Origin of the sequence: Ruminococcus sp. zg-924 (genome assembly GCF_024433635.1) — a bacterium.
GTDB lineage: Bacteria > Bacillota > Clostridia > Oscillospirales > Acutalibacteraceae > UBA7067.
In genome coordinates this window covers 129928-152204 of record NZ_WNJZ01000001.1, presented here as the reverse complement: position 1 = coordinate 152204, position 22277 = coordinate 129928, and the positions used below count along the sequence as shown (strand labels likewise).

Annotated in this window: 16 protein-coding genes; all 16 read right to left on the bottom strand. The window is 40.9% G+C overall.

Annotation, left to right across the window (positions count from 1 at the left end):
- Window positions 1-365: 365 nt before the first annotated feature.
- The gene (gene putP / locus GMA13_RS00615) at window positions 366-1895 is read right to left on the bottom strand and encodes a sodium/proline symporter PutP (RefSeq protein ID WP_255882234.1); all 1530 of its coding nucleotides are present in this window, start codon (window positions 1893-1895) and stop codon (window positions 366-368) included.
- Between the two features lie 203 nt (window positions 1896-2098).
- Entirely contained in the window at window positions 2099-2776 is a 678-nt protein-coding gene (locus GMA13_RS00610; RefSeq protein ID WP_255882233.1) for a signal peptidase I, read from the bottom strand.
- A gap of 14 nt (window positions 2777-2790) precedes the next feature.
- Window positions 2791-3327: a hypothetical protein gene (locus tag GMA13_RS00605; RefSeq protein WP_255882232.1), complete on the bottom strand. Its 537-nt coding sequence runs from the start codon at window positions 3325-3327 to the stop codon at window positions 2791-2793.
- A gap of 42 nt (window positions 3328-3369) precedes the next feature.
- Window positions 3370-8214 (bottom strand): starch-binding protein, encoded by a 4845-nt coding sequence (locus GMA13_RS00600; RefSeq protein WP_255882231.1) that lies wholly within the window; start codon window positions 8212-8214, stop codon window positions 3370-3372.
- Window positions 8215-8233: 19 nt separating this feature from the next.
- Entirely contained in the window at window positions 8234-10075 is a 1842-nt protein-coding gene (locus GMA13_RS00595) for a starch-binding protein (RefSeq protein ID WP_255882230.1), read from the bottom strand.
- A gap of 29 nt (window positions 10076-10104) precedes the next feature.
- On the bottom strand, window positions 10105-11085 hold the full coding sequence (locus tag GMA13_RS00590; protein WP_255882229.1) for a hypothetical protein: 981 nt from the start codon (window positions 11083-11085) through the stop codon (window positions 10105-10107).
- 16 nt (window positions 11086-11101) lie between these two features.
- Window positions 11102-13225: a hypothetical protein gene (locus GMA13_RS00585; RefSeq protein WP_255882228.1), complete on the bottom strand. Its 2124-nt coding sequence runs from the start codon at window positions 13223-13225 to the stop codon at window positions 11102-11104.
- A gap of 20 nt (window positions 13226-13245) precedes the next feature.
- A complete protein-coding gene (locus tag GMA13_RS00580; RefSeq protein WP_255882227.1) occupies window positions 13246-15465 on the bottom strand; it encodes a hypothetical protein in 2220 nt (739 codons plus the stop codon).
- Window positions 15466-15515: 50 nt separating this feature from the next.
- Window positions 15516-17051, bottom strand: coding sequence for a hypothetical protein (locus tag GMA13_RS00575; RefSeq protein ID WP_255882226.1), 1536 nt, complete (start codon window positions 17049-17051; stop codon window positions 15516-15518).
- 136 nt (window positions 17052-17187) lie between these two features.
- Window positions 17188-17889: a signal peptidase I gene (locus GMA13_RS00570; RefSeq protein WP_255882225.1), complete on the bottom strand. Its 702-nt coding sequence runs from the start codon at window positions 17887-17889 to the stop codon at window positions 17188-17190.
- A gap of 57 nt (window positions 17890-17946) precedes the next feature.
- The gene (locus GMA13_RS00565; protein ID WP_255882224.1) at window positions 17947-18831 is read right to left on the bottom strand and encodes a hypothetical protein; all 885 of its coding nucleotides are present in this window, start codon (window positions 18829-18831) and stop codon (window positions 17947-17949) included.
- Between the two features lie 42 nt (window positions 18832-18873).
- Window positions 18874-19698 (bottom strand): hypothetical protein, encoded by an 825-nt coding sequence (locus GMA13_RS00560; protein ID WP_255882223.1) that lies wholly within the window; start codon window positions 19696-19698, stop codon window positions 18874-18876.
- A gap of 27 nt (window positions 19699-19725) precedes the next feature.
- Window positions 19726-20562, bottom strand: coding sequence for a neuropeptide Y receptor family protein (locus GMA13_RS00555; protein ID WP_255882222.1), 837 nt, complete (start codon window positions 20560-20562; stop codon window positions 19726-19728).
- A gap of 586 nt (window positions 20563-21148) precedes the next feature.
- Window positions 21149-21400, bottom strand: coding sequence for a 30S ribosomal protein S18 (rpsR, locus tag GMA13_RS00550; RefSeq protein ID WP_255882221.1), 252 nt, complete (start codon window positions 21398-21400; stop codon window positions 21149-21151).
- Between the two features lie 55 nt (window positions 21401-21455).
- Complete coding sequence (locus GMA13_RS00545; protein WP_255882344.1) at window positions 21456-21938, bottom strand: single-stranded DNA-binding protein; 483 nt, start codon at window positions 21936-21938, stop codon at window positions 21456-21458.
- A 31-nt stretch (window positions 21939-21969) separates the two neighbouring features.
- The gene (gene rpsF / locus GMA13_RS00540; protein ID WP_255882220.1) at window positions 21970-22266 is read right to left on the bottom strand and encodes a 30S ribosomal protein S6; all 297 of its coding nucleotides are present in this window, start codon (window positions 22264-22266) and stop codon (window positions 21970-21972) included.
- Window positions 22267-22277 lie beyond the last annotated feature (11 nt).

The window sequence follows — 22277 nt, the reverse complement described above, 5'->3', positions numbered from 1 at the left end:
GCTTTACTTTTCTCTCCTCTTCTTTTCTTTGTAAATTGATGTAAACATTTTCTTGATAAATGTTTACATTTTCCCGATAAATGTATACATTAACTCGAAAAATGTTGACATTTAAAATTTTGATGTTTAGCAGACACCTAGAAACGCAAACATAATTCTTCAGTCGGATAATGCTGCCATTTCCATTTAAATGTAGACAAGACAACTATCGAAAATTGCTCAGACAGAACAAATCCCTCAGTCTGCCAAGACAGCCACCTTTCTTTAACAAGTGAGGCAACATTCTATCAGACTCTTTCATTCATAGCAAAAAATCCCCATCCAAACGGACAGGGATTTTGATTTATTATTATGTTTTACTGTGGTTACTTCATAGCCTTAACCGTGTCGAACTCGTCGCAGATTTCCTTTGACGGAGCCTTTGTGAGAAGACTTACAACAACTATGAAAATACAGCTTACTATGAACGCCGGAAGAAGCTCGTAAATATTCCAAACAGCGCCAAGAGGACGAACAAGATACTTCCAAGCGAATACTGTAATACCGCCTGTCACCATACCTGCAAGAGCGCCGTAAAGGTTACTGCGCTTCCAGAACAGAGCGAACAGCACAACCGGGCCAAACGCTGCACCAAAGCCCGCCCAAGCAAATGAAACAATCTGGAATACAGAGCTGTTGCTGTCCCAAGCAATAAATATGCCGATAATCGCAACTATAACAAGTGTAATTCTTGCAATAATCATCTTCATTTTAGGTGAAGCCTTAACTTTGAACACACCGCTTATAATATTCTCAGAAACACTCGAAGAAGCCGCCAAAAGCTGAGAGTCAGCGGTTGACATTGTAGAAGCAAGAATACCTGCAAGGATAAGACCTGCAACCAATGCGGCAAGAACGCCATTATTGCTCAAAAGATTAGCAATCTGAACAATAATAGTTTCAGGGTCGGAAAGCGGAGCAAGCTCGCCTGCGTTTACCATTCCAAGACCGATAACACCAATCAATACGCCTACTGTAAGCGAAATTACAACCCAGATAGAAGCAACTCTTCTTGAAAGCTTAAGCTTATGGCTGTCTTCAATAGCCATAAAGCGCAGGAGTATATGCGGCATGCCGCAGTAACCAAGACCCCAAGCTGCAGTTGAGATAATAGTGATAAATCCATACGGGTTAGCCGAATTTGATGCGGAGTCATATGTTTCAGTCAGACTAAGGTAACCGGGAAGAGCCTTTGCATTTTCAATAACGGCGTCAAAGCCGCCCGCAACGCTTATACCGAATCCAAACACAACAAACAGTGCAACCGTCATAACAATACTCTGAATAAAGTCAGTCGTACTTGCCGCCAAAAAGCCGCCAATAGTTGTATAGCCAACGATAACAATCGCACTAATCACCATAGCAAGCTGATAGTTAATACCAAACAGCGAAGCAAATAGCTTTCCGCAGGCGGCAAAACCTGAGGCTGTGTACGGAACAAAGAAAACAATAATAATCAGCGCCGCAATGCACATTAAAAGCCGCTTACTATCACGGTATCTGTTCGAGAAAAAGTCCGGAAGTGTGATTGAATTTTTGCAAACGGAGGAATAATTTCTAATCCTCTTTGCAACTATAAGCCAGTTAATGTAAGTACCCAGAGCCAAGCCTATTGCCGTCCAAGCTGCGTCGGCAACACCTGTTAAGTACGCAACGCCGGGAAGCCCCATAAGCAGCCAGCTACTCATATCAGAAGCCTCAGCGCTCATAGCCGTAACTAAAGGGCCTAACCTTCTGCCGCCTAAATAAAAATCGTCAACGGTGTTGTTTCGTTTAGAACACCATACTCCCACGCCCAGAACAATAACGAGGTACGCCGCAATTGACACAAGCATAAGAATTTCGTTAGTTTGCATATTTCCTCTCCTTACCCGACAAAGTGTCGAATTAATATAACTAAAATCAATATTAAATATATCATATTTTGACGAATATAACAAGCAATTTATTACAATAAAGCATTAAAGAGCGGAAGTTTATCATTTGTAACAAATATAAGAATGCATTTTTATTGCAAATGCAAAAAATAGAGCCGTACATTCAGTACGGCTCTTAAATATTAATCATTATCAGGATTGTCTAAAGCATCTATTGTAATACTGTCGTCCGAATTACCGTCGCTATTGTTATCGCTTTTATACTTCTCAATAGCCTTGTCAAGCATTTCTGCATCAACTTTCGGCAAATCATTCTCAGGATTACGTGAAAGCTTAAAGATATTCCAAAACTCGCCTGCAAAGAGCAATAGAATAACGGCAATAGACAGAAGCAGCCCCCACGGCGTAAGGAAAAAGCCATAAATTGCGTCAAGAAACGGTATCTTGCAAACAAGCTCGCCTTCAATTTTATCAACTGAAACAGGCTCATCCTCAATAAGGTTTGCAACTCCCTTTGTAACAACATAGGTAATACCGTTTTCCTGATACGGCGCTTTAACAATTTTGTGCGTTATAAGCTGGTTTTCATACTCGCCTATTGAGCCTCTGAATGTTATAACATCGCCAACCTCAAGAGAATTATAATCCGTTACCTCGTGCGTGAGTATAACATCGCCAACCATTAGCTCCGGTTCCATACTTCCCGAAGAAACACGGAAAATACTGTAACCGAAAAAGCTTGGGGTGTTGCCCGTAACCCTGATGAACACTGTAACGGCTATAACCAAAGCCAGAATGATTATCACTAAGGAGAGCAGAACATTGGTAATTTTGCTGAAAATAGATTTTTTTGTTTTCACTCGGTAATTGCTCCTTAGTTATAGTACAAAACCTTAGGCAGGGCAGACATTGTTATTGTCTTTGCAGAACTGCCGCTATTGTATAAATACCAGTCAATATTCATTTTACCACCGGCGTCAATAGTAAGATGTTGTGTAATTGCAACTCCGGAGGAATATGCAGCTTGCGTTTTAAGCGGTGAAAGACAGATTACGTTAAGATTTGTACCATTGCTTAGCTGTAAGCCGCCAAGCATAATGTTATTCTTTGCAGAGCCGTTTTGTACAACAGTGCGGAAATACTTGCACTTTCCTGCGTCAACCGTAATAGAGGTTGATGTTGTAACCGCAGTTTTTTCAGGTTCGATAATGCCGTTATTAAGCTCAGCCAAGTAGGTGGTAGCTGTGCAGCCCGAAGATTTTATAACAGCCGAGCCTGTAAAGCCCAATGCATCGCCTTGCTTTGGAGTTGAACCCGGACGGGCGAGCCACGAAAAAGATGTGCCGGTCGCCAGAACCGAGAGGACAATCACACAAATTGCGATTAAACCAAGCTTATTTATTTTTTTCATGGTCTCACCTCGTTTGATTCGTTAGTAATAAACAATAGGTAATTATTCTTTTGTGTAAATAGCCTTATCTCCACTGTAGTTGTAAACATAAACTGTGTTATAGGTTGAAGCGTTACCATTACTTCCAAACCATGTTGTATCACCTATATGGAACTTGAATTCCGTAGTATCAGTCGGAATATCCGCAGTGAATTTTTGGAAGGTTTGGTTACTATTCCATTCACTCATGAACCTGGATTTAGTAGTGTTTTTGTTAACACATGTAACGTCTTTGTCACTATAAGATCCACCAACACAGCGTATTTTGTAATTGCTATAATTAGTTTGTGCGTTATATATGTAATTTATAACATAAACATTTATAGTTTTTTTCGGTACATACACAGACCACGTGCCATAAACAGATCCACTATCCCATTGAGAATCAAGCGTAAAGAGATCCTGGGTTGCAGTCGGATTAGCAATTGCATGTGCATTGTAGTATGAACCAATATCATTTTGTCTGCGTAATGTTATTCCGGTAACATTAGTCGGCACATCGCAGTAGAAATAAGTCTTTGAACCTACAGTTTTTGTATTGTTCTTCAAGTAGATAAAATCACTGTGACCACTATAATTAATAGCCGGATAGAAAGATTGACTTAAGAACCAAGTACACGGAGAAACATCAAAGTAAATCCTCTTCAAAGCAACCTTCTTCTCAACCACCGCTGAAACTGTAACATTAGAGTTAACTGTGTAAGTCTTTGTTTGCGTTCCCTCGGTTGTATAATTGGTCGAATCAGAGCCTATTTTAATCGACTTAACAAGATAACCTGTAATAGGCGTTACACTTACTGTAATCTGAGTATTTGCAGGAACCTTTCCACCGCTTGCAACAGTTGCATTTGTATCATTACGCTTTACAGTTATAGTAGCATTAGATACAGAGCTGATTGTTACTGTGTATTCAGGCGGGAATTTTACCCATGTACCCAAATAATGAGCTTGACCATTTTGTGTCGTCCTATAAGTATTAATATCAAACATATCTGTATTAGCAGATTCATTCGGAATACTAAGATCAAACGTCTTGTTTGCATCACTGTTGTAACTGAATATTACTTTCGTATAGCCTGGGTCAAGCTCTATCTTATAAATATTATCGTAGCCGTCAACCTTAGTCATTACTGCACCGGGGTATTGAGCATTATGATTATTATTATTATCCCAAGCGTAGGCCTTAGGCTCTGCCCAGTTATTATTGTTACGGAAGTAGATAGTGCGCTTTGTTATCTCAGTAGCGTTAGCTACAACACTAATATTAGCAGTGCCAACCGTAAACTCAGTCTTATTGACTCCGGTAGGTGTTGCTGTTGCGCCTGTAACAGTAAAGCCATTACAATTGTAGCCTTCCTTGGCAGTTGACGTTATTGTAATCTTTGTACCCACAGGAACAGTGAAATGACCGCCTGTTGAAGAATCTGTACACAGGTTTTGTGTGTAGCCAATGGAGGTGTCGGCACAATTTGCGGTTAAGGTCAGTGAGTTGCTAAGCTGTGAGGAAATATTCAGCTGAACAGTCTGAACCTTAGTTTCAGTAACAACAACAGTTGTATCACCATTCATATTAACATTAATGGTAGCGTCGCCTTTGTAATGCGTGTCGTGCGTGTTGGCTGTTGTGCCGTTACTACGAACTTGTGCAGTTACCTTATAGAAATTGCTATCATCCGGTCTTGTCGCTGTAAATGTTATCGGCAAGTTTTTATTTGACACATACTGTGTTACTGTACCGCCACCCATTGTCGCAGAAGGTGCGCCGACTATATTTGTCTTAAGGGTTTGCCCTGTAACGCCACCTGAGCCAACAATGCTGTATGTCAGCGCATAGAGCTTACTGAAGCTCACAGCAACTACCGTATCGCTGTTAATTGCCGGTGTCGTGTATGTATCAGAATAAGATTGATTATCGCCTGTATATGAAACATCACGTTTCACAGCATTGTTTACTCTCCAAACTACGTTATAGTTAGTTAACGTTGGAGCAGTCGCTGTAATAGTTACTTTTGTTCCCGGAGCTACATAAGCAACATTATCTGTAAAGGTAACGCCGTCTGCCGAGTAAGAACAATTTGTTGCATTTACTGTCAGCTTATACAAACGGCTAAAGGTAGCCTCAACCTTCATATTTGCAGCAGTCATTGTAACAGTTTTATTAGCAGCGCCGTTTATTGTGTTTGCAGTACCGGCAACTACACCGTCAACAGTCCACTTTACATTGTAAGGCAGACTACCTGCTGAAGCTGTCAAGTTAACTACCGTGCCTTCCTTTAAGTAGGCAGGACTCGTTATTGCCGTTGAGCCTACCTTTGCAGTTAATTTTGTGTTAGTGTCTGAAGCAGAGTTATTTACAAACTCAAACTTATAAACACGAACCAAAGCAGCCGTTACGGTTTTATCACTATTCATTGTAACAGTTCTTGAGCTTGTACCGGTAGGCGGGAAAATCTGTTCGGGTGAACCCGGTGTATCAACGCCGGACCAAGTTACTTCATACGGATTGTTGTTAGAAGCCCTAACTGAAACAACAACTGAGGTTCCGGCAGGGAGATATATACCCGAGCTTACAGATGTACTGTTCGAGCTTGCTGAAATTACAGCTACATCATTCGGTGTTGCAGAGTAAGAAAGCTTATACAAGCGTGTGAACGTAGCTAAAACATTAACATCTGCGCTGTTTATTGTAACCGACTTTGTGGTCGAGGTGCTGCTAATAAGATCAGCAGGTGCGCCTGACGCAGTGCCGTTAACCTTCCAACTCACACGGTAATTATTAGCTGTTTTAGAGGCTGTTAAGACAACCGTTGTTCCATTTTCGAGGTAAGCAGGACTTGTAAGCGTTGCCGTTTGTCCGCTTATACTTGCAGTAAGTTTTATTTTACTGTCTGATGCAGGAGTTTTAGTAAAAGTAAACTTATACAAACGCTCAAACTCGACGGTAACATTATGGTCAGTTTGGATATTATTGATGGTGTAAGCTGAGCTACCGTTAGGCACAACTTTATCAGTCTTAACAACTGTACCGTCAACAGTCCACGTTACTTTATATCCGTTTATTCTGTCAGGCAAGACCGCAGTAAGGGTAACATTAGTCCCCTCAAGAATCTCAGCGGAGTTGTTTGAGAATGTTATTGTATTATTTCCACTGTCTTTTGCAGTAAGTTTTTCCTGATCATTTACATTAAGCTTATAAACCTTTTTAAAGTTTGCATACAGAGTAAGATCACTCGTAATTGTCTGACTATATGGATTTTCAGTATGCTTAATTGCGCCACCATTTGTTGATGACCAACCAACAAACCTATAACCCTCGTCAGCCGTTGCGTTGAAGCTTACTGTCTTTATTGCGGCACGGCGGTTAACTTTTATGGTTGTTCCGGTATTAGCACTGTGAGTAACCTGCGCTGTACCGCCGCCTGATGTGCTGACATTAGCTGATACGGTGTATTGTGCCACATATGTATTGCCTGAGCAAACCTCAACCGTATTATCGCTTAAGTAATAGACTACAAGAATCTTTTCGCCCGAAACCGAAGTAGTATAGCTTATGCAGGTGTTTGGAGATGCTTGACCGTCACTTTTAAGCGTTGTTATGTGTCCGCCCTTTTCAAAATTAGGAGCGTTAAGTGACACGCTGTACTTTGTTGAATCTCTATAAGTACTTGATACACCTTTTTCCGAAATTTTAAATATACCACCGGTACCGTTTGCCGTTAATGCAGCATAAACACAGTTGTTAATAGGATCATAATTAGAAAGCATTGTAGTATTATTTGCAGAATCCCAAACTGAGTTTTCCTTAATACCGGGGCCGACAATATGGAATTCCTCCATATCGGTATTAGTCTTAATTACTATATCGCCGGACGTACCGTCGTCAGGCACTGTATATGTATATGTTGTAGTTGCAATATGTGTGGTTGAGTTTGTGCTGCCCGGTGTAGATTTAAGCACCGTGCTGTTTGCCTGTATATTCTTAAACTTAAAGCCGTTCAAATCGCCGTTGTCACCTTTAACAATACCGTCGGCTGTTTTAACAGTAATATAAACCTTGGTACCGGGAGCCATTGTTCTGCTCTGTCCCTCGGTAAATGACAGATTTGACACGCCGTCGTTATATGTAGCAGAAACCTGAGCATGAGCAGACTCAGCAAGTGTAATTATGCGTCCGGATGTATCCGTTTCAGTCTCTAAGGTAAGATTAATGCTCACGTCCTTACCCGCAAGAGCTTCAGCAGCTGCTTCATCAGTGGCGTCTAACCAAATCATAACTTTAAGATAGTGGGTAGCACCCGGAGCGGCAGAAAAAGCAACCTTTTTTGCGTTGGTGTCCTCAAGAGCGCTGTTAAAAACCTTAGGAGTTGCACCATCAACAGATGTCAATACTTTAACCGGGTTGTTAGTGCTTCCGCCTACGGTAATTTTACTGTCAGCGGTAAAGGAGAACATAAAACGCTCTGCAACAGTGAACGGCACATTAAACTCAATATAGTTGTTACCAATATCGTTGGTAGTTGCCGCTGTGTAAGTGCCATTATCACGCTTTATTGTAAGCTGTCCGCTTGCATTACGCTTAGCAGGAGCAAGGAACAACGAGTCTACATTCGCAATGTAATCATTAAGGCTGACAGTATTAGAGTTTGATCGGTCAACTTGAACAACGCCGGCATTTGTACCCTTGGCAGAAATTACATTACTTGCATCATTATAAACAGTAAGCGAATTTGCAGTTTCAATCCATGCATATGATACAGAAACAACTGTAACAAACAATGCAAGAAGCGCCGCAATGACAAGAATAATATTCAATTTGCTGCTATGCTTTTTAGCGTTGCGCACTCTCATTACAGCACCTCCTTATATATTAAGTGAAATCGTAGGTAGTGTAGGACTTTTCGCGGGTAAACTTAAATCCAATTTTCGTCTTTCCACCGGCAGCTGTGGCCAAATTAATATCGTCTGACACCAATCCGTGTCCTCCGAACTTAAGTACAGCGTCAGCAGGCAGGAACATTCTATTCTTCTTGTTAGTGCTGTCAACAGTATACATACTTAAGCCATAGTTTGTTTCCTTATCATAATTAACCATCGGGTCAAAATGTCCGTCGCTCATAGAAGCGTCAATATTATGCAAGACATTATTATAGGTAGATGATTTAAAGTAAGTGTTCGGTGGATATGTGCCAAAGCTAAACAAATCCACTTTAGGACGAGTAGTACCCCATTCTCCTACGGTCAAAGCCTTATCATCTGTACCACCTGTAATATAATAACCCTCGGTATTGCTGATTTCTATATTCTCGGTTTGTTTTCCATTATCATTATTATTAAATACAACGTGGGTTGCGTTTGCCGGTATGTCAAAAACATATACCGTTTGACTCATATCATTACTTTCTGTTCTCTTCGCTGCATTACCCGGCCATTTTTCTGCTACATCACCGTTTTTGTCGTAGAAATAAGCCTTAACAGTTTCCCAGCTATAATTATTAGTAAACTTTAACTCTGTTGATAAAGCAGGATCCTCAGTCAATTCAACCTCTACAACAGAAGCACATGATTTCTTAACCCAATAGCCATAGTTTGCACCGTCAATATCTTTACCGCAGCCAATAGCATAATAAGTTGGAATGTCCAAACCCTCACATACCTCCATTTTATCACTACTAATGCCTTCGGTCCACTTGTTGTACGAACTGCCCTCAACTGAAGTATCCTCTCTCTCAAAGAAAACATCATTCAGGCTATTTGGAATATCACCAATGTAGGTTCTGCCGTCAGTCTGAGCAAACAGCTTGTATTTCTCACTAACATTATCAGGGTTAACGGCATACAAGGTTACAGTTCCGTAAGAAGAGGTATCATTAACCCAATTTGAAGGTGAATAGTCAACAAATTTAACCTTCTTAGTATTATCCATACTGCTTGTCAGGGTAATGTTAACTGTAATATTGTTATCCGATGTAATATTTGTTGAATTAAAGCCTGTGTAGGTACCCTCAATCCAAACGCTGAGAGTTACACGCTTTGAATCACCATATTCAAACTTAGGGATTTTCGGATTGAAGCTTTGCAACGGCGAGAAGTCTTTTAAGGAATTTACCTCTTGCACAGTTGTAGTTGCCACACCACTGCTATTGATTGAGCTAATCGGTTGCTGAACATCCTCAAAGTTTTTTCCCTGGTCCAAGCCCGGACAAAAAACAAGCGGCGCTGTCCCGTCGTTAAAATTCAGCGAAACACGAACAGCGTTTAATAAATTTTGATCTTCACAGTCAACAGCTGAATCTAAGGAAATATACAGTCCGGTAGCCGCATAAGAAATTACATTAAAATCGCAGCTTACATATTTACCGGCAGCCAAATCATCATTTGTTCCTGCATAAAAGCGCATCTTCTCGGTAGTACCGTTGTTAACGCTCTCAGAAGTGGGAAAGAAAAAGTTTCTGCCGTCTGCGCTGGAACACTCAACAAGATTAGCGGTATTCAAACTCAGCGACCTAATCATAGCACCGTTTAAGTCAGTAAAGATAATTCCATCACCGGCTGTAACAGTTGAGTGGTCTTCATTTAGCGTACCGGATTTTCTAATTTCAATCCAAGAAAAAGTTACAGCACAAAAGATAGCCGCAACTTCAAGGAGTGCTATCACAGCTATCAAAAATTTTCTGTTTATTTCAAAAAAAGTCTTCAGCCTATTAGCCATAATAACACCTCCCTAATATTATACAATAATTATGCGTTTATTGCAACAAGATTTAGATAAACTTTAAATTTTCCGTCAACAAATGCACGGCGAGCCTCATTATCACAACCCTCAAGCCAAATGCATATATCAATTTGGCCTGTATAGTTTTCGCCCGTTCCGTCATCCTGAAGCGTAACCAATGTCTGCTGTGAAGCATTGGTTATATTTCCTGTCACAGTTAATCCGCTGGCCAAGTTCTTTTGCGTGTAAGCACTGCCGGAATTTGAATAAAACTTATGACTATAAGATTCTCCGCTGGTTTTATTAACAACAACACTGTCAATTGCACCCGCATAAGTACCTGCAGCAACATTTGAAGCATAAATCTCCGGTCTTGGAATCCATGTAAATTTATGATTACTTCCGTCAATTGCGCTTACTCTTACTGCGCCTGCAACAAGGTCCTTTGAAAATGTCAATGGGCTTGCACCCTCTCGTGTAAGAGTAATTGCGTTGGGTGCGTCTGCACCTAACAAATCACTCAGCTTACTGCTTGAAGCCGGGTTAACCGATGAGCCGGGACCAAGCGTGACAGCATATTTAGTGTTAGATTTCATATAAAGCGTAAAGCGAACATAATCATAATATTTCTCGCTAATAGCGGCATTATCACTTGTATCAGTTACTTTGGGTGTGGTCCATGTTCCGTCCGCATCAACAATAGCGTCATTTGTACGAAGCTCAAGAGTTGGTCGAACAAAAGTACCGTTACCCGAACCGGTAATGTCGGTAAAATTAGTCCGTTTAAACCACTCCTTATTTGAAAGAGAAATGCTGTTAGACCAGTTTTTCTCCGTACCTGGATCAACCGAGAGAAGTAAATCTCCGTCTGCAATTACCTGCACCTCATTTGATGCAACTGAGTTTTTATAATTGCTCGCAAACCACGCAAACGCCGTGCCGAAAATTAATACAGCAAGGAGAAGGGAATTTGCAACTATTAACTTTTTCTTTCTTTTATTCTGCATATTTCTTTCTCCTCTCTCAGGTTGTTGTAGTTAATTTATTAAACACAAGCTTTGTGTTAAATATTCCGTTAACAAGCGGCGTTTTCGCTTCTCTGTCTGTTCCCTCAATCCAAATTCGGACTTTAATGTGACCTGTATAATAAGCGTCATCCGGATTAGCCTTTGTCAAGCTTACAATCGGTAACCCTGACACGGCGTTAAGATTTGTTACTATCTTACTCGTCGGATTAACAGCACTCCAAGCACTTACAGCTGTACTAACCTTGGTTAATGACGTGCTTAGTGGTGTATTGCCTTTGTTTAAATACATATAATCAGTTTGAGGAGTACCGTTCGCATTAAAGGTATAATTGTTAGTAGTTGTGTCCGAGTTAATAAAAATACGGGTATCGGTAACGGAGGGTGACAAGTAAGCGCCCGTTACATCTATTGAAAGATATTTACTTGATACCGTAGATTTCAATCGGCATAAAGTAAAATTCTTACCGTCTACTGAGTAATCATTGCCATTGGTAAGCTGAAACGCTGTTGCGTAAGCTTCATCCGCCGTTAAGCTTAGCGTTCCGCCATTATCATAAAGGTAATAATTTGATTCGTTATGTTTAAACTTATATTCTCCTACGTTTGCGGTTGATATAACCGAAAAATCAGAGCCAATTGGTCGTGATTGAGGATTAATTCTGTAAGTATCCCTGGTAGCGCCCTCCTCAGTAACAGTTGTAGCATCAAGGCTAATCTGCAGCGATGACAACTGAGGCGGTGTTTCTTGAGAAGCCACCAAAGCATATGTCGGCTCAGAAGAAGGATTTGTATTTGGAGAAGCTAAAACTACATTCTCTCCGTCAGTAAGACTGAAAGCATCTGAACCCTCGCCGAAACCAATTGTACCTCCGCCGTAACCGCCGGTTGTTGAATTATAAAATGCAAATTCAGCAATTTTCATATGACCTACTGATCCGTTGCCGTTTCTCTTAGTTGGATCATATTCAACAAGAATCTGGAATCTATCAATATCACTGAAAAATTGACTCTTGTCCGGGTTAGCGTCAATTGTTAATTTAGCCCATTTACGAGAATTCGTGTCGCCGCTGCACTGTATATACTTTTCATTATCAAAATACAAACCAATGTAATTATATAAATGATTATTAACAGTTATATTTGAAAGCGTACACTCTTCAGAACCTTTGTACTGAGCTATATCAGCATAATCTGCACGTGGGGTATTGGATGGTTTAAGATTGGTAATCTCACTTCCTGTAAGCTTAACAGGATACAGACCGTGATCAAGATTCATTGTCGATGACAGATCCAACGCTGCATAGTATTTTTTATTAGTAGAATTATAACGCATTACTATACCCTGCGGATTAGTCTTGCCTGAGTCTGCCGCCACGGGCTTGTTCTGGTTATCTCCGGAATTGACAGTCTTAACTTCCCACATATAATAGTAATTTGTTCCGTCAGTTTGGGGAAGTGTGTTAATGCCAAATGTTATTTCAGGGTTAGAATTAAGACCTCCGCCGGTTGCGCCTGCATTCTTTCTAATTTCAACAAACTCACTGCCGGGGCTTAGCTGGTATTTTTCATTAGGCGCCCAAACAAACTTAAGCTTGTCATCCTTATCATAAACGCCTACTCTTGCGGCGCCGGCAATATAATCTCTTGAGAAATTGCCGAACTCGCTGAGGCGCTCAGTTATTTTTTTCGGAGTAACCTGACTCTCGCTCGAAATTGAAACGTCAAGAGCTTCCGTACTTCTGAAATAAACATCAGTTTCAAAGAAATGCTTACCTTCTTCAGCGGAAATGCCTTGATAAACACCGTCAGTCAAAACAGGCTCGCCTACCGTCCTGTTAAGCTTCGGCATGAACAAATCAATGTTGCCGTTGGTTACAACGCCGCTGCCTGTAACAAGGGGATAAGCTTTTTGTGTGTTATTAACTATATCATAATCCCAATTGTTCTGTCCGTCAAAAGACACCTCCAAGCCGGAGCTTTGTGCGGCTTTAACCGACAAGCCGTCTGCAGTTGCCTCTGATTTTGAGGTGAACCACGCCATAACAAGTATGAAAACTGTTACAAGCAAAACTAAAAAGAGTATTAAGGTTCTGAATAGTGATGTGCTTGTTTTTTTCATAGCTTAATACTCCTTATCGTTTAATCTAAATGTTCAAGTTCTTCTTTTGTAAACATTTTCTTCCTTGCCTTAACTTTAGCAAGCTTTGCCTGTTCCTTTGCTTTCTTTATAGCGGCAGCCTTTTCTTTCTCAGCCTTAGCCTTAACCGCTCTAACCTTATTATTATAGTTGTTGTTAAGATCCTTTTCGAGCTTAGCAAGCTTCGACTTAAACTTGCGCTCCTCAACCTCATATGCCTTGTCTTTCTCTTTATTCACAGCGGCAATCTTACGTTCATACTCCTTACGCTGAGCTTCAAGAGCCTTTGCATGATGCTGTTCAAGCGCTGTTCTCTCTTTATCAAAGGCAATCTGAGCATCAAGCTTCTTTGCCTCGTAATCCTTTTGTGCTGCAAAAATCTGCTGCTCACAGTTTTGCTTTGCATTTTCAATTTGCGACTGACAGTCTTTTTGAATGCTTGCAAGTTCTGAAGCGTGTGCTGCGTTGTTGTCAGAAATCTGTCTTTCATAACCGGCCTTCTGTCCGGCAAGCTCAGTTTCATATGAGCGCTTCTGAGTGTCAAGCTGTGTTTCATAAGCCTGCTTCTGCTCGGCAACGTCACGCTTGTGGCTTTCAATCTCATTAACAAGGTTGGTTTCAAGCTCGCTGTTCTTGCTTTCTAAACTTGCAATCTGAGCAGTCTTAGTTTTAATTTCCTGATCCTGTTCAGCAACTCTTGCGGAAAGTCTGTCATTCTCACGCTGTGCAGCTTCCAGCTGATGGGTGAGAGTAGCAACCTGCTCTTCCAAAGCAGAAATTCTTGCCTCACACTCTGCAACCCTCGCTCTGAGAGCTTCATTCTCGGCAGTAAGTTCAGCAACCTGCGCAAGCAACGATGCTTTCTCCGCTTCAAGCTCTTCAATACGCTTTGTCTTTTCGGCAACCTCTATTGTCAAGCGGTCAATTTCAGCCTTTTGCTGTTCTATAATCGCCTGCTGCTCTTTAATCTTATTCTCAGCTTCAAGCAGCTTAAGCTTAAGCTTTTTAAGCTCATCTTCAAGCTTATCAACCTGATCCTGAAGCATTGAAACCTGACCCTTAAGAGTCAGAATCTGCTGATCTCTCTGGTCAATTATCATCTTCAGGTTCTTTATTTCAGATTTTAATTCTGCAATCTTCTTTTCACGCTCACGGATGTCCTTAAGGTAACCCTCAATTTCCTCCTGCTGTCGGGCATAAACCTGAGCCTCAATAACTCGTTTAAGCTCCTCCATCGGGCGCTTTTGCTCTTCCTCAAGAGCTTTGTTTTCTTCCTCATATTTTTCTGCAAGCATTTTTCTCAGCGCTGTGTTAGTGCTGATTGACATCATAAAATGCTCAAAACCCATTGCCAAATACAAGTCATCCTGAACTTCCTTCGGCATTTGTCCTGAGAACTCCTCGCCGACAATCTCGAAGCCTTTTTTCTTATAGCTCTCGATGAAGTTCCAAAGCTCAACAGCCTTTTTAAAGTTCGGGTTCTTTTTCAAAAGGTTGGTTTGCTGGAGAGGAGGTCTAACCGGAGTAGTCTTAGAAAGCGCCTGCATAAGCTGCGTCGAAAGGAAGTCACGCAGAGTCTGGCGGATTCTGCGGACACGGTCGAAGTCAGACAATGTGTTAAGGTCTATAACGTCCAATTCGTCCGCTCTTGTTTCGTGGCTTTCATTAGTATAGTTAATATCAAACTCAACAACCTGCTCATTCAGAACAAGCTTTCTTTTCATTTTTATCTCGTTGTATGAATCAGTAGGAGCTTGTTTGAGGTTTTTATACTTATCATTTACGAACCTGAGTGCATTATTAATAAGTGTAAAAAGGACACGGTTTTCGTAAATCTCAAAGCTCTCTTCACGCTCAACAGTGAGAATGTTGTTCGGTGTAACCATATCATTCTCAACCTTGGCGATAAAGTTTGTGTGCTGCGCCAAATGCTTTACAGAGTCGGTAGTAATTTTCTTCGCCTTTTCAATGCGTACTACATTATCAACCTGCCTAATAAAACGGCGCTGCTCATCAATAGCTTTCTGTATGTAGGGCAAAGCTTCCTCAAAGGCAATAACCCAGTCCATATCAATGACCTTTTCATTGGTTTTACCCTTTAATATGTCCTCTCCCTTGTCGGAGTCCTCCATACAGCGGTTTAAATACTTGTGAGTAAAATCAGGGGTCAGAATTTCCTGCATATATTTATACGCACGATAGTATTTACTGAAATCGTTCATTAATTTTACTCACCTTTCATAGATAAATCAAAAATATGTATAAGCTTATATTATACAAGCTTTTTAAGCATTCTTAAGTAATCCTTACATTCGTTCATATTTTCTTCTCCGAACAGTTCATCAAGATAAGCGCACAGTCCGTCAATTTCATCACGAATGTAAGAAAGGTTCAAGGATTCAAACTTACGGAATACTTTACGTGCAAGAACATAGTCAAGACCGTCAACCTCAGTGCCGCCGCATCCAACATAAGCCGGAATGTAGTCTTTCATCTGCTTAACAATACGGTTACCAAAAGCAATACGGAAGTGCTTGATAACATAATCATCAAGGAGGTTAACCTTCTTAATTGTATCCTCAGAAACTTGGTTGTTAGCCTTAGCCTCATTGAGCAAATCCTCAAAGTGATGATAGTTAATATAAACAGCCTCAGTGTCCGGTGCTTCAAACGGAACACCCTTGGTATTAATGTCGATAGGCATAGCACGGTCGTAAACCTTATCAGTAATAGCGAATGTAGAGTCATCGTTATTAGCTGTACCGATATACCACATATTCGGCGGAATTGTGAGCTGACCGTTGTTGAGGTGTTTCGGGTCAGTTTCCCAAGCATTAGGAACAATGTCTACAACCCATTCATCTCTTGACGGCATTTCAAGGATTGACAGCATTTCTGCGAAGTAATACTCAACACGGGCGATGTTCATTTCGTCGAGGATAACGCCATAAACATTCTCGTTGTAAGAAGCTTCGTACATAGCTCTCAAAAGCTCGGTTTCGTTATATCTCTTCGTAAATTCGTTGAAGTAACCAAACAGCTCAGAACGGTCACGCCATGACGGCTGAACAGAAGCTATAACTGCGGGATTGCTTACGAACTTACCAAATGCATACGGAAGTGAAGTTTTACCTGTACCGGAAATACCTTGTAAGATGATAAGTCTTGTAGAAGCAAATGCCGAAATAAACAGGCGGATAATCTTAATATCGTAGTAGAGGCGGAGTCTTGAGCAAGCGAAGTTTCTAAAGCGCTCGCAGAAGTCCGGAAGAGTAATCTCATTATCATAGATTGGCGGAACATAGGTGCTCCAAAGATCATCAATCTCATTAAGCTTGTAGAATCTCGGCTCGCCTTGAGCTTCCTTCTCGCCGTCTGTAAGAGCTTCCATCTCCTCACCGGTAAGCTCGGAAATCTCGTTCGGGTTAAGACCAATCTGAGAAACCTTCATAGAAAGGATCTTATCCTTCTCAAGGTTCAAGCGCATAACCTCTTTATTAAGTGCGTTAACTTCGTCTACCAAATCGTTAGTATCTTTAACTTTCTTCTTGAAACGGAAAAACTTTTTTAAGGACATTACAATAAGGAAGACAGCCAAGCCAAGAACAGCAATCAAGCAGAGGATTGCTATAACAGCAACAACCCATGCAAGGCCGCCAAGCTCTGTGGTGTAGTTGTCAATAAGCTTCATATATTTTGAGAAATCGAACATTCCGCCGATGCCGTTGAATATTCCCAAAACTATTGACCATAGGGACCAGAAGAACTGGCCAAGAAATTCATATAGAAAGCCAAATATAGTATCCACGTTAATTCTCCTTTTTGCAATGCAGCAGGGCATTGCGTAATGTCAATAAAAAATATTTTTCGTTCTGCCTCAATGTGTGTGGTGAGAGGATAAAATCTTTTCTGCATTGCTGACCTGCAGAAAAGATTATGCGTCATTATTCCTCTGCATTTTCACTGTCAGCACTGTCGGTATTCTCCTGTGACTGCTGAGCAAGATACTGCTCAACTGCCGCTTTCATCTCGTCCTCAGAAAGTCCGCTTGCGGCTGCAACGGCTGAATTCTCCATTGCCTGCTCAAGTGCCTTTTCCTTGTTGTATTCGATAAGGTTCTTTACGAATCTTATAATCTCGTAGATAAAGAAAATAATAAGCGGAAGTAAAATAACAAGGAAGAAACCGAACTGACTTGTTAAAAAGTCATATGCGTCGCCCAAGCCATCAAATTTTATGCCTTCCCATTTGGCGGCAACAGATACTCTGGCAACAGGCTCTGCATCTTCAATATTGTTGTTATCACCCTTAGTTGTGTAAAACTCCATACCCTCGGTTTGTGTTACATCTACAATTCTGTGGGTGTTAAGAGCCTCTTCACCCATAATTTCAGTTTTAAAAGTGATAACATCTCCCTTTTCAAGGGCGGTGGAATCGTCCACCGCCTTTGAAATTATCAGGTCGCCCTTCTCAAATTCAGGTATCATTGAGTCGGACTGAACGCTCAAGGGAACATAGCCTAAAACACTGGGAACCCCTCCGCTCTTTGACGCTAACGCCAAAGCCGCAACAAGTACGGAAACAGCCAAAAGTAAAACTATAAGTATGTTGATAATTATGTTTATGATTTTTTTGAATATTTGCATAGGGGTCTCCTGTTAATTTTATGGGATAGTCTTTGCTAAAATTTTGGTTAAGCTAAATCAGGTTGTACTACCAGATGTACCTGTTACTTTGAATGAAATGCTCGGTGCTGTAAGTGATGAAGTAGTTGTATCGTAGCAATCACTATCTTCACCCTCGAACCATACCAAAACTCTATATGATGCAACTTCATTAGCAGCCAAAGAAGGAATTATTACAGTAGCACCATTTGCAGCTGCCTTTATTGAGTAATTATCAGTTGTAACTGCTGTACCTTTATATGGTTTCCAAGTATCATCGGCTGCTGCGCCGTAAATATTAGCCTTGAAGTTAGCCTCTGTAACTGCCGGCTTTGTACCAGCTGTTGTCTGATCATCAACAGGAACAAGTGCCAAACGATAGAATTTACTTGTTGACTCAGAAGTAATAGTAATAGTAACATTAGAACATGCTGAACCACCGTTATTTTTAATGTTCAACATATCATCAATTAAATAGTCATTAAGAGCAGCACCTGTTACCTGTGCGTATGTACCAGCCTTAGCTGTTGATGCAGTCTTTGCAGCAGCATTTGCCTTGTACCAGTTTGAACCGTCAGCAGAAGAAATAGGTCTCAAGACTGCATTAGGCTTTAAATAGTCTACCGTATCACCCCATACTAAGTCAGACTTAGATACTACCAATTCAGATGATTTTGTTGTCTGAACATTGATGTTAGATGCTGTAGCTTGTGTACTTGATGTGAACCATGCGAATGTTGCTGAGCCAACCGCAACTGTTGCTACCAAGAGCATTGAAAGTGAAGAAAGTAACGCCTTTTTTCTAAATGATTTTTGTGTTTTTTTCATAAGAGAATCCTCCTTAAATTTTATTTTCCGCCAAACACACAGCGGATTAGTTTTAACTTTATATCCAATGAATAAACGATTTAACCGACTTTTCACGATCTACATAACACACATACCTCTGCGGTTAATTATGGCAGCTTACTGAGCTTCTGAAGTTTCCTCTTCGTCGTCAGCAATTCCGAAGAGCATATTCATTCTCATATAACCGCCCATAATATCGTTTATACATTCAGGATCATTTCCCTCAACCCAAGCAACAACTGTGTACTTGTCCATTGCGCCGGGCTCAAAGTCCTCTGTTGACGTTTTCATAACTGAAGTATCGCTGTCAAACAGTGTAGCGTCAGTTTCGGCAACGTCTGCATCCTTCTTGTACTGATGCTTGCCGTAAATATTCGGCTCGCCGTTTTTGTATACCATAACACGAATTGCTTCATCCATGCTCTTTGAAACACCCTTGATTTGCAAATCGCCATCATAGTCAACTGTTTCTGTTCCGTTATTGATAACATAAAATGTGTAGCAAAGATAATTCTTGCCGTTGTTGCTGCCGTCCTTTGTGTCAAGCTCTTCAAGCGGCAACCATTCATATGTAATATTAGTTACTTCCGTTACCTTCGGTGCACTAAGAATTGTAACGCCCTTTGCCGGGTCGGGTTCTTCTGCAACTACAATTCCCTTTGACCGAAGCGGACGTTCCAGACTGATAACAAGGTCACCGTACTGCGAAATGAGCATTGATATAATCCACATTATAAGCAGTATCACAGCCAAAGCTATCATTAACCAAAATCCTCTGCGGCGCCATATCTGCGTCTTTGAAAGCTCTTGCGCCGAACGCCTTGCAGAAAAGCGCTTGAAAATACTTTGACCCTTGCGCTGCTCCTTGTCGCCCTTATCTCTCAGCTTTGATAAATCAGAGGGAGTAAACTGTTCTTCTTTTTTCGGTTTTTTGTTAAACAATTTTTATTCCTCCCGGTGGTGTGGTTTTTATGCTATCGCTTCGTTATTCTCATCTGTACCCATAAAGCACATTGCAACTGTAAGCTGTGCGTCCTGAACATCATCGTCGCACTGAGGATCTTCACCCTCAACCCACAGGCGAACCATAATCTTCTTTGGCTTCATAGCGTCAAGGTGGAAAAGACGAGTGTTGTTGGTGTAGCTCATCGGCTTAGGTAAATCAAATGTTGTTTGCCCTGCAACCGGTGAACCTTGGTTTGGCTCCCAGATTCTTGTTGAGCCGTTATCTTCAAAGGAAACTCTTGGGCAGTTAACAACATCAGCCTTAGCTCCTGTGCTTGATGTCGAAACCGCTGAGCCGTCATTCTTATTTGAAGCAGTGTTATCAGACGTAAGATGAACGTACATATCTTTGGTACCGATAAAGTAGATTGGGAACTCAACGTAGCCTTCGGTGTTCGCTGCACGCTTTTTGCCGCCTCTTGTAAGAATATCAATGCCCTTGTCCGAGGTTGACGGGTCAAGCAAAATTTTGCTTACGTCTGCGTTATTATCGTTAAGGCTTTTTCTCAGATAATCATTAATCATCTCATTGGTAATTACCTTAACGTATTTTGAAAGGTCGGTGCCGTGATCCTCAGTACTTACAAGAAGCTGTGCGCCTGTTCCGATTGTCATTTCAAGGTCATTTACTGATGAGAATGTATTGAGTGTGAACCAGGCTAAAGTACCTGTGCAAACAGCAAGCAAGGCAATAATGGCAATCATTACCGTTGTTTTAAGCTTCATCCGTTTTTTAATTCTTTCAATCATTGTGCTGTTATTATCCATGCTGTTGTCGGGTTGAAATTGTGAATTCGTCATAATAATAGCCTCACACTCCGTCGGGTTTTATCGTTTTTTTGACACATCTTCAGGGTTATATACATTTTATGTACATTTAAAGACACGTGCTATATTTATTTCAATATAGATATTTTAGCATATTCACCAATTTAAGTCAACAATTTTTATTTCAAATAAAACAATTGCAACAACATCTAAATTTCAATTTAGAAAAAATGTTGTATTTATTTCTATATTAGAATTATTTTACAATTTTATAAACAAAACATATGAACTGTTTTTGTACAAATTGTTAATGAAGAGGTTAAATTATACAAAAATTTTACAATTAATTTGTTCCGCCATTTCGAGCATAAACACATTATATTTTTAATATTACTGTGTGTTTTTGTTTAAAATAATTCATATTCAAATATACCTCGCTGACCAAAAAATAACCGCCCAACTGCCATTGGACGGTTAAAACAACATAAAACAATCGAAAAATTGATATCCGCTTTCGGTTTCCCTGTAATCAACATTCATATAAATCTAAGCGTTTTTCAAAAAAATGCACAGCACCAAACAAAAATCCCCGCACATTTGAAGTACGGGGTAATTTTTATCAGTCGCTTGTGTACGGAAGCAAAGCAAGGTGTCTTGCACGCTTGATAGCTACTGTGAGCTTTCTCTGGTGGCAAGCGCATGTGCCTGTTACTCTTCTCGGAAGAATCTTAGCTCTCTCGGAAAGGAAACGGCGAAGCTTTGCGATATCCTTGTAATCTATGTTTTCTACCTTATCAACACAGAATGTGCAAACCTTTCTGCGACCCTTACGGCCGCCTCTGCGGTTGTCTCTCTCAGGTCTGTCAGCCATTGTTAAATCGCTCCTTTACTTTAGAATAACGCCTAAGCGTAAAATTTGAATTTGTTTAGAACGGAAGGTCCTCGTCCAGCGGCATATCCTCAAAGTCGCCGGCGCTGCCGCTTGAATAAGCGCTTGCCGGAGCCTGCGGAATAGGAGCAGGCGCACTCTGCTGATATGAATTCTGGTAAGCAGGCTGATACTGCTGATATCCGCCCTGCTGTGAGTTTCTCTTATCTCCCGTAAAATACGCATTGTCTACAACAACCTCAAATGCTGTGCGGTTGTTGCCGTTTTTGTCAACATAAGAACGAGTTTCAATTGAGCCTTCAAGCGCTATAAGCTGACCTTTTGTGAAGTACTTGCAAATGAATTCTGCTCTCTGTCGCCAAGCAACAATGTTGATAAAATCTGTTTTGCGTTCCTCACCCTGCTTGACATAATTTCTGTCAACCGCAAGGCTGAAGCTTGTAACCGAAGTTCCGTTCGGTGTTGTTTTAAGCTCCGGATCTGTTGTCAGTCTTCCCATTAAAATGACTTTGTTCATAATACACTCTCGCTTTCAGGTTTCTTACACTCAATTACTCTTCGTCTTTCTTAATGATGAGCGAACGCAGGATGCCGTCTGTAATCTTATAACGTCTGTCAAGCTCTGCCGGGAACTCGGCTGTGCTCTTGAAGTTAAAGAGAACATAATAACCCTCAGATTCCTTGTTGATAAGGTAAGCAAGTCTTCTCTTGCCCCATTCATCAACGCTCTCGAGGGTAGCGTGTCTTTCAATCAAAGCCTTAAACTTCTCAACCATCTCTGCAATTGCCTCATCGCCAAGCTTTGTTGAAATAACCATTACTGATTCATAAGAACTTACTACTGCCATGATTAGCACCT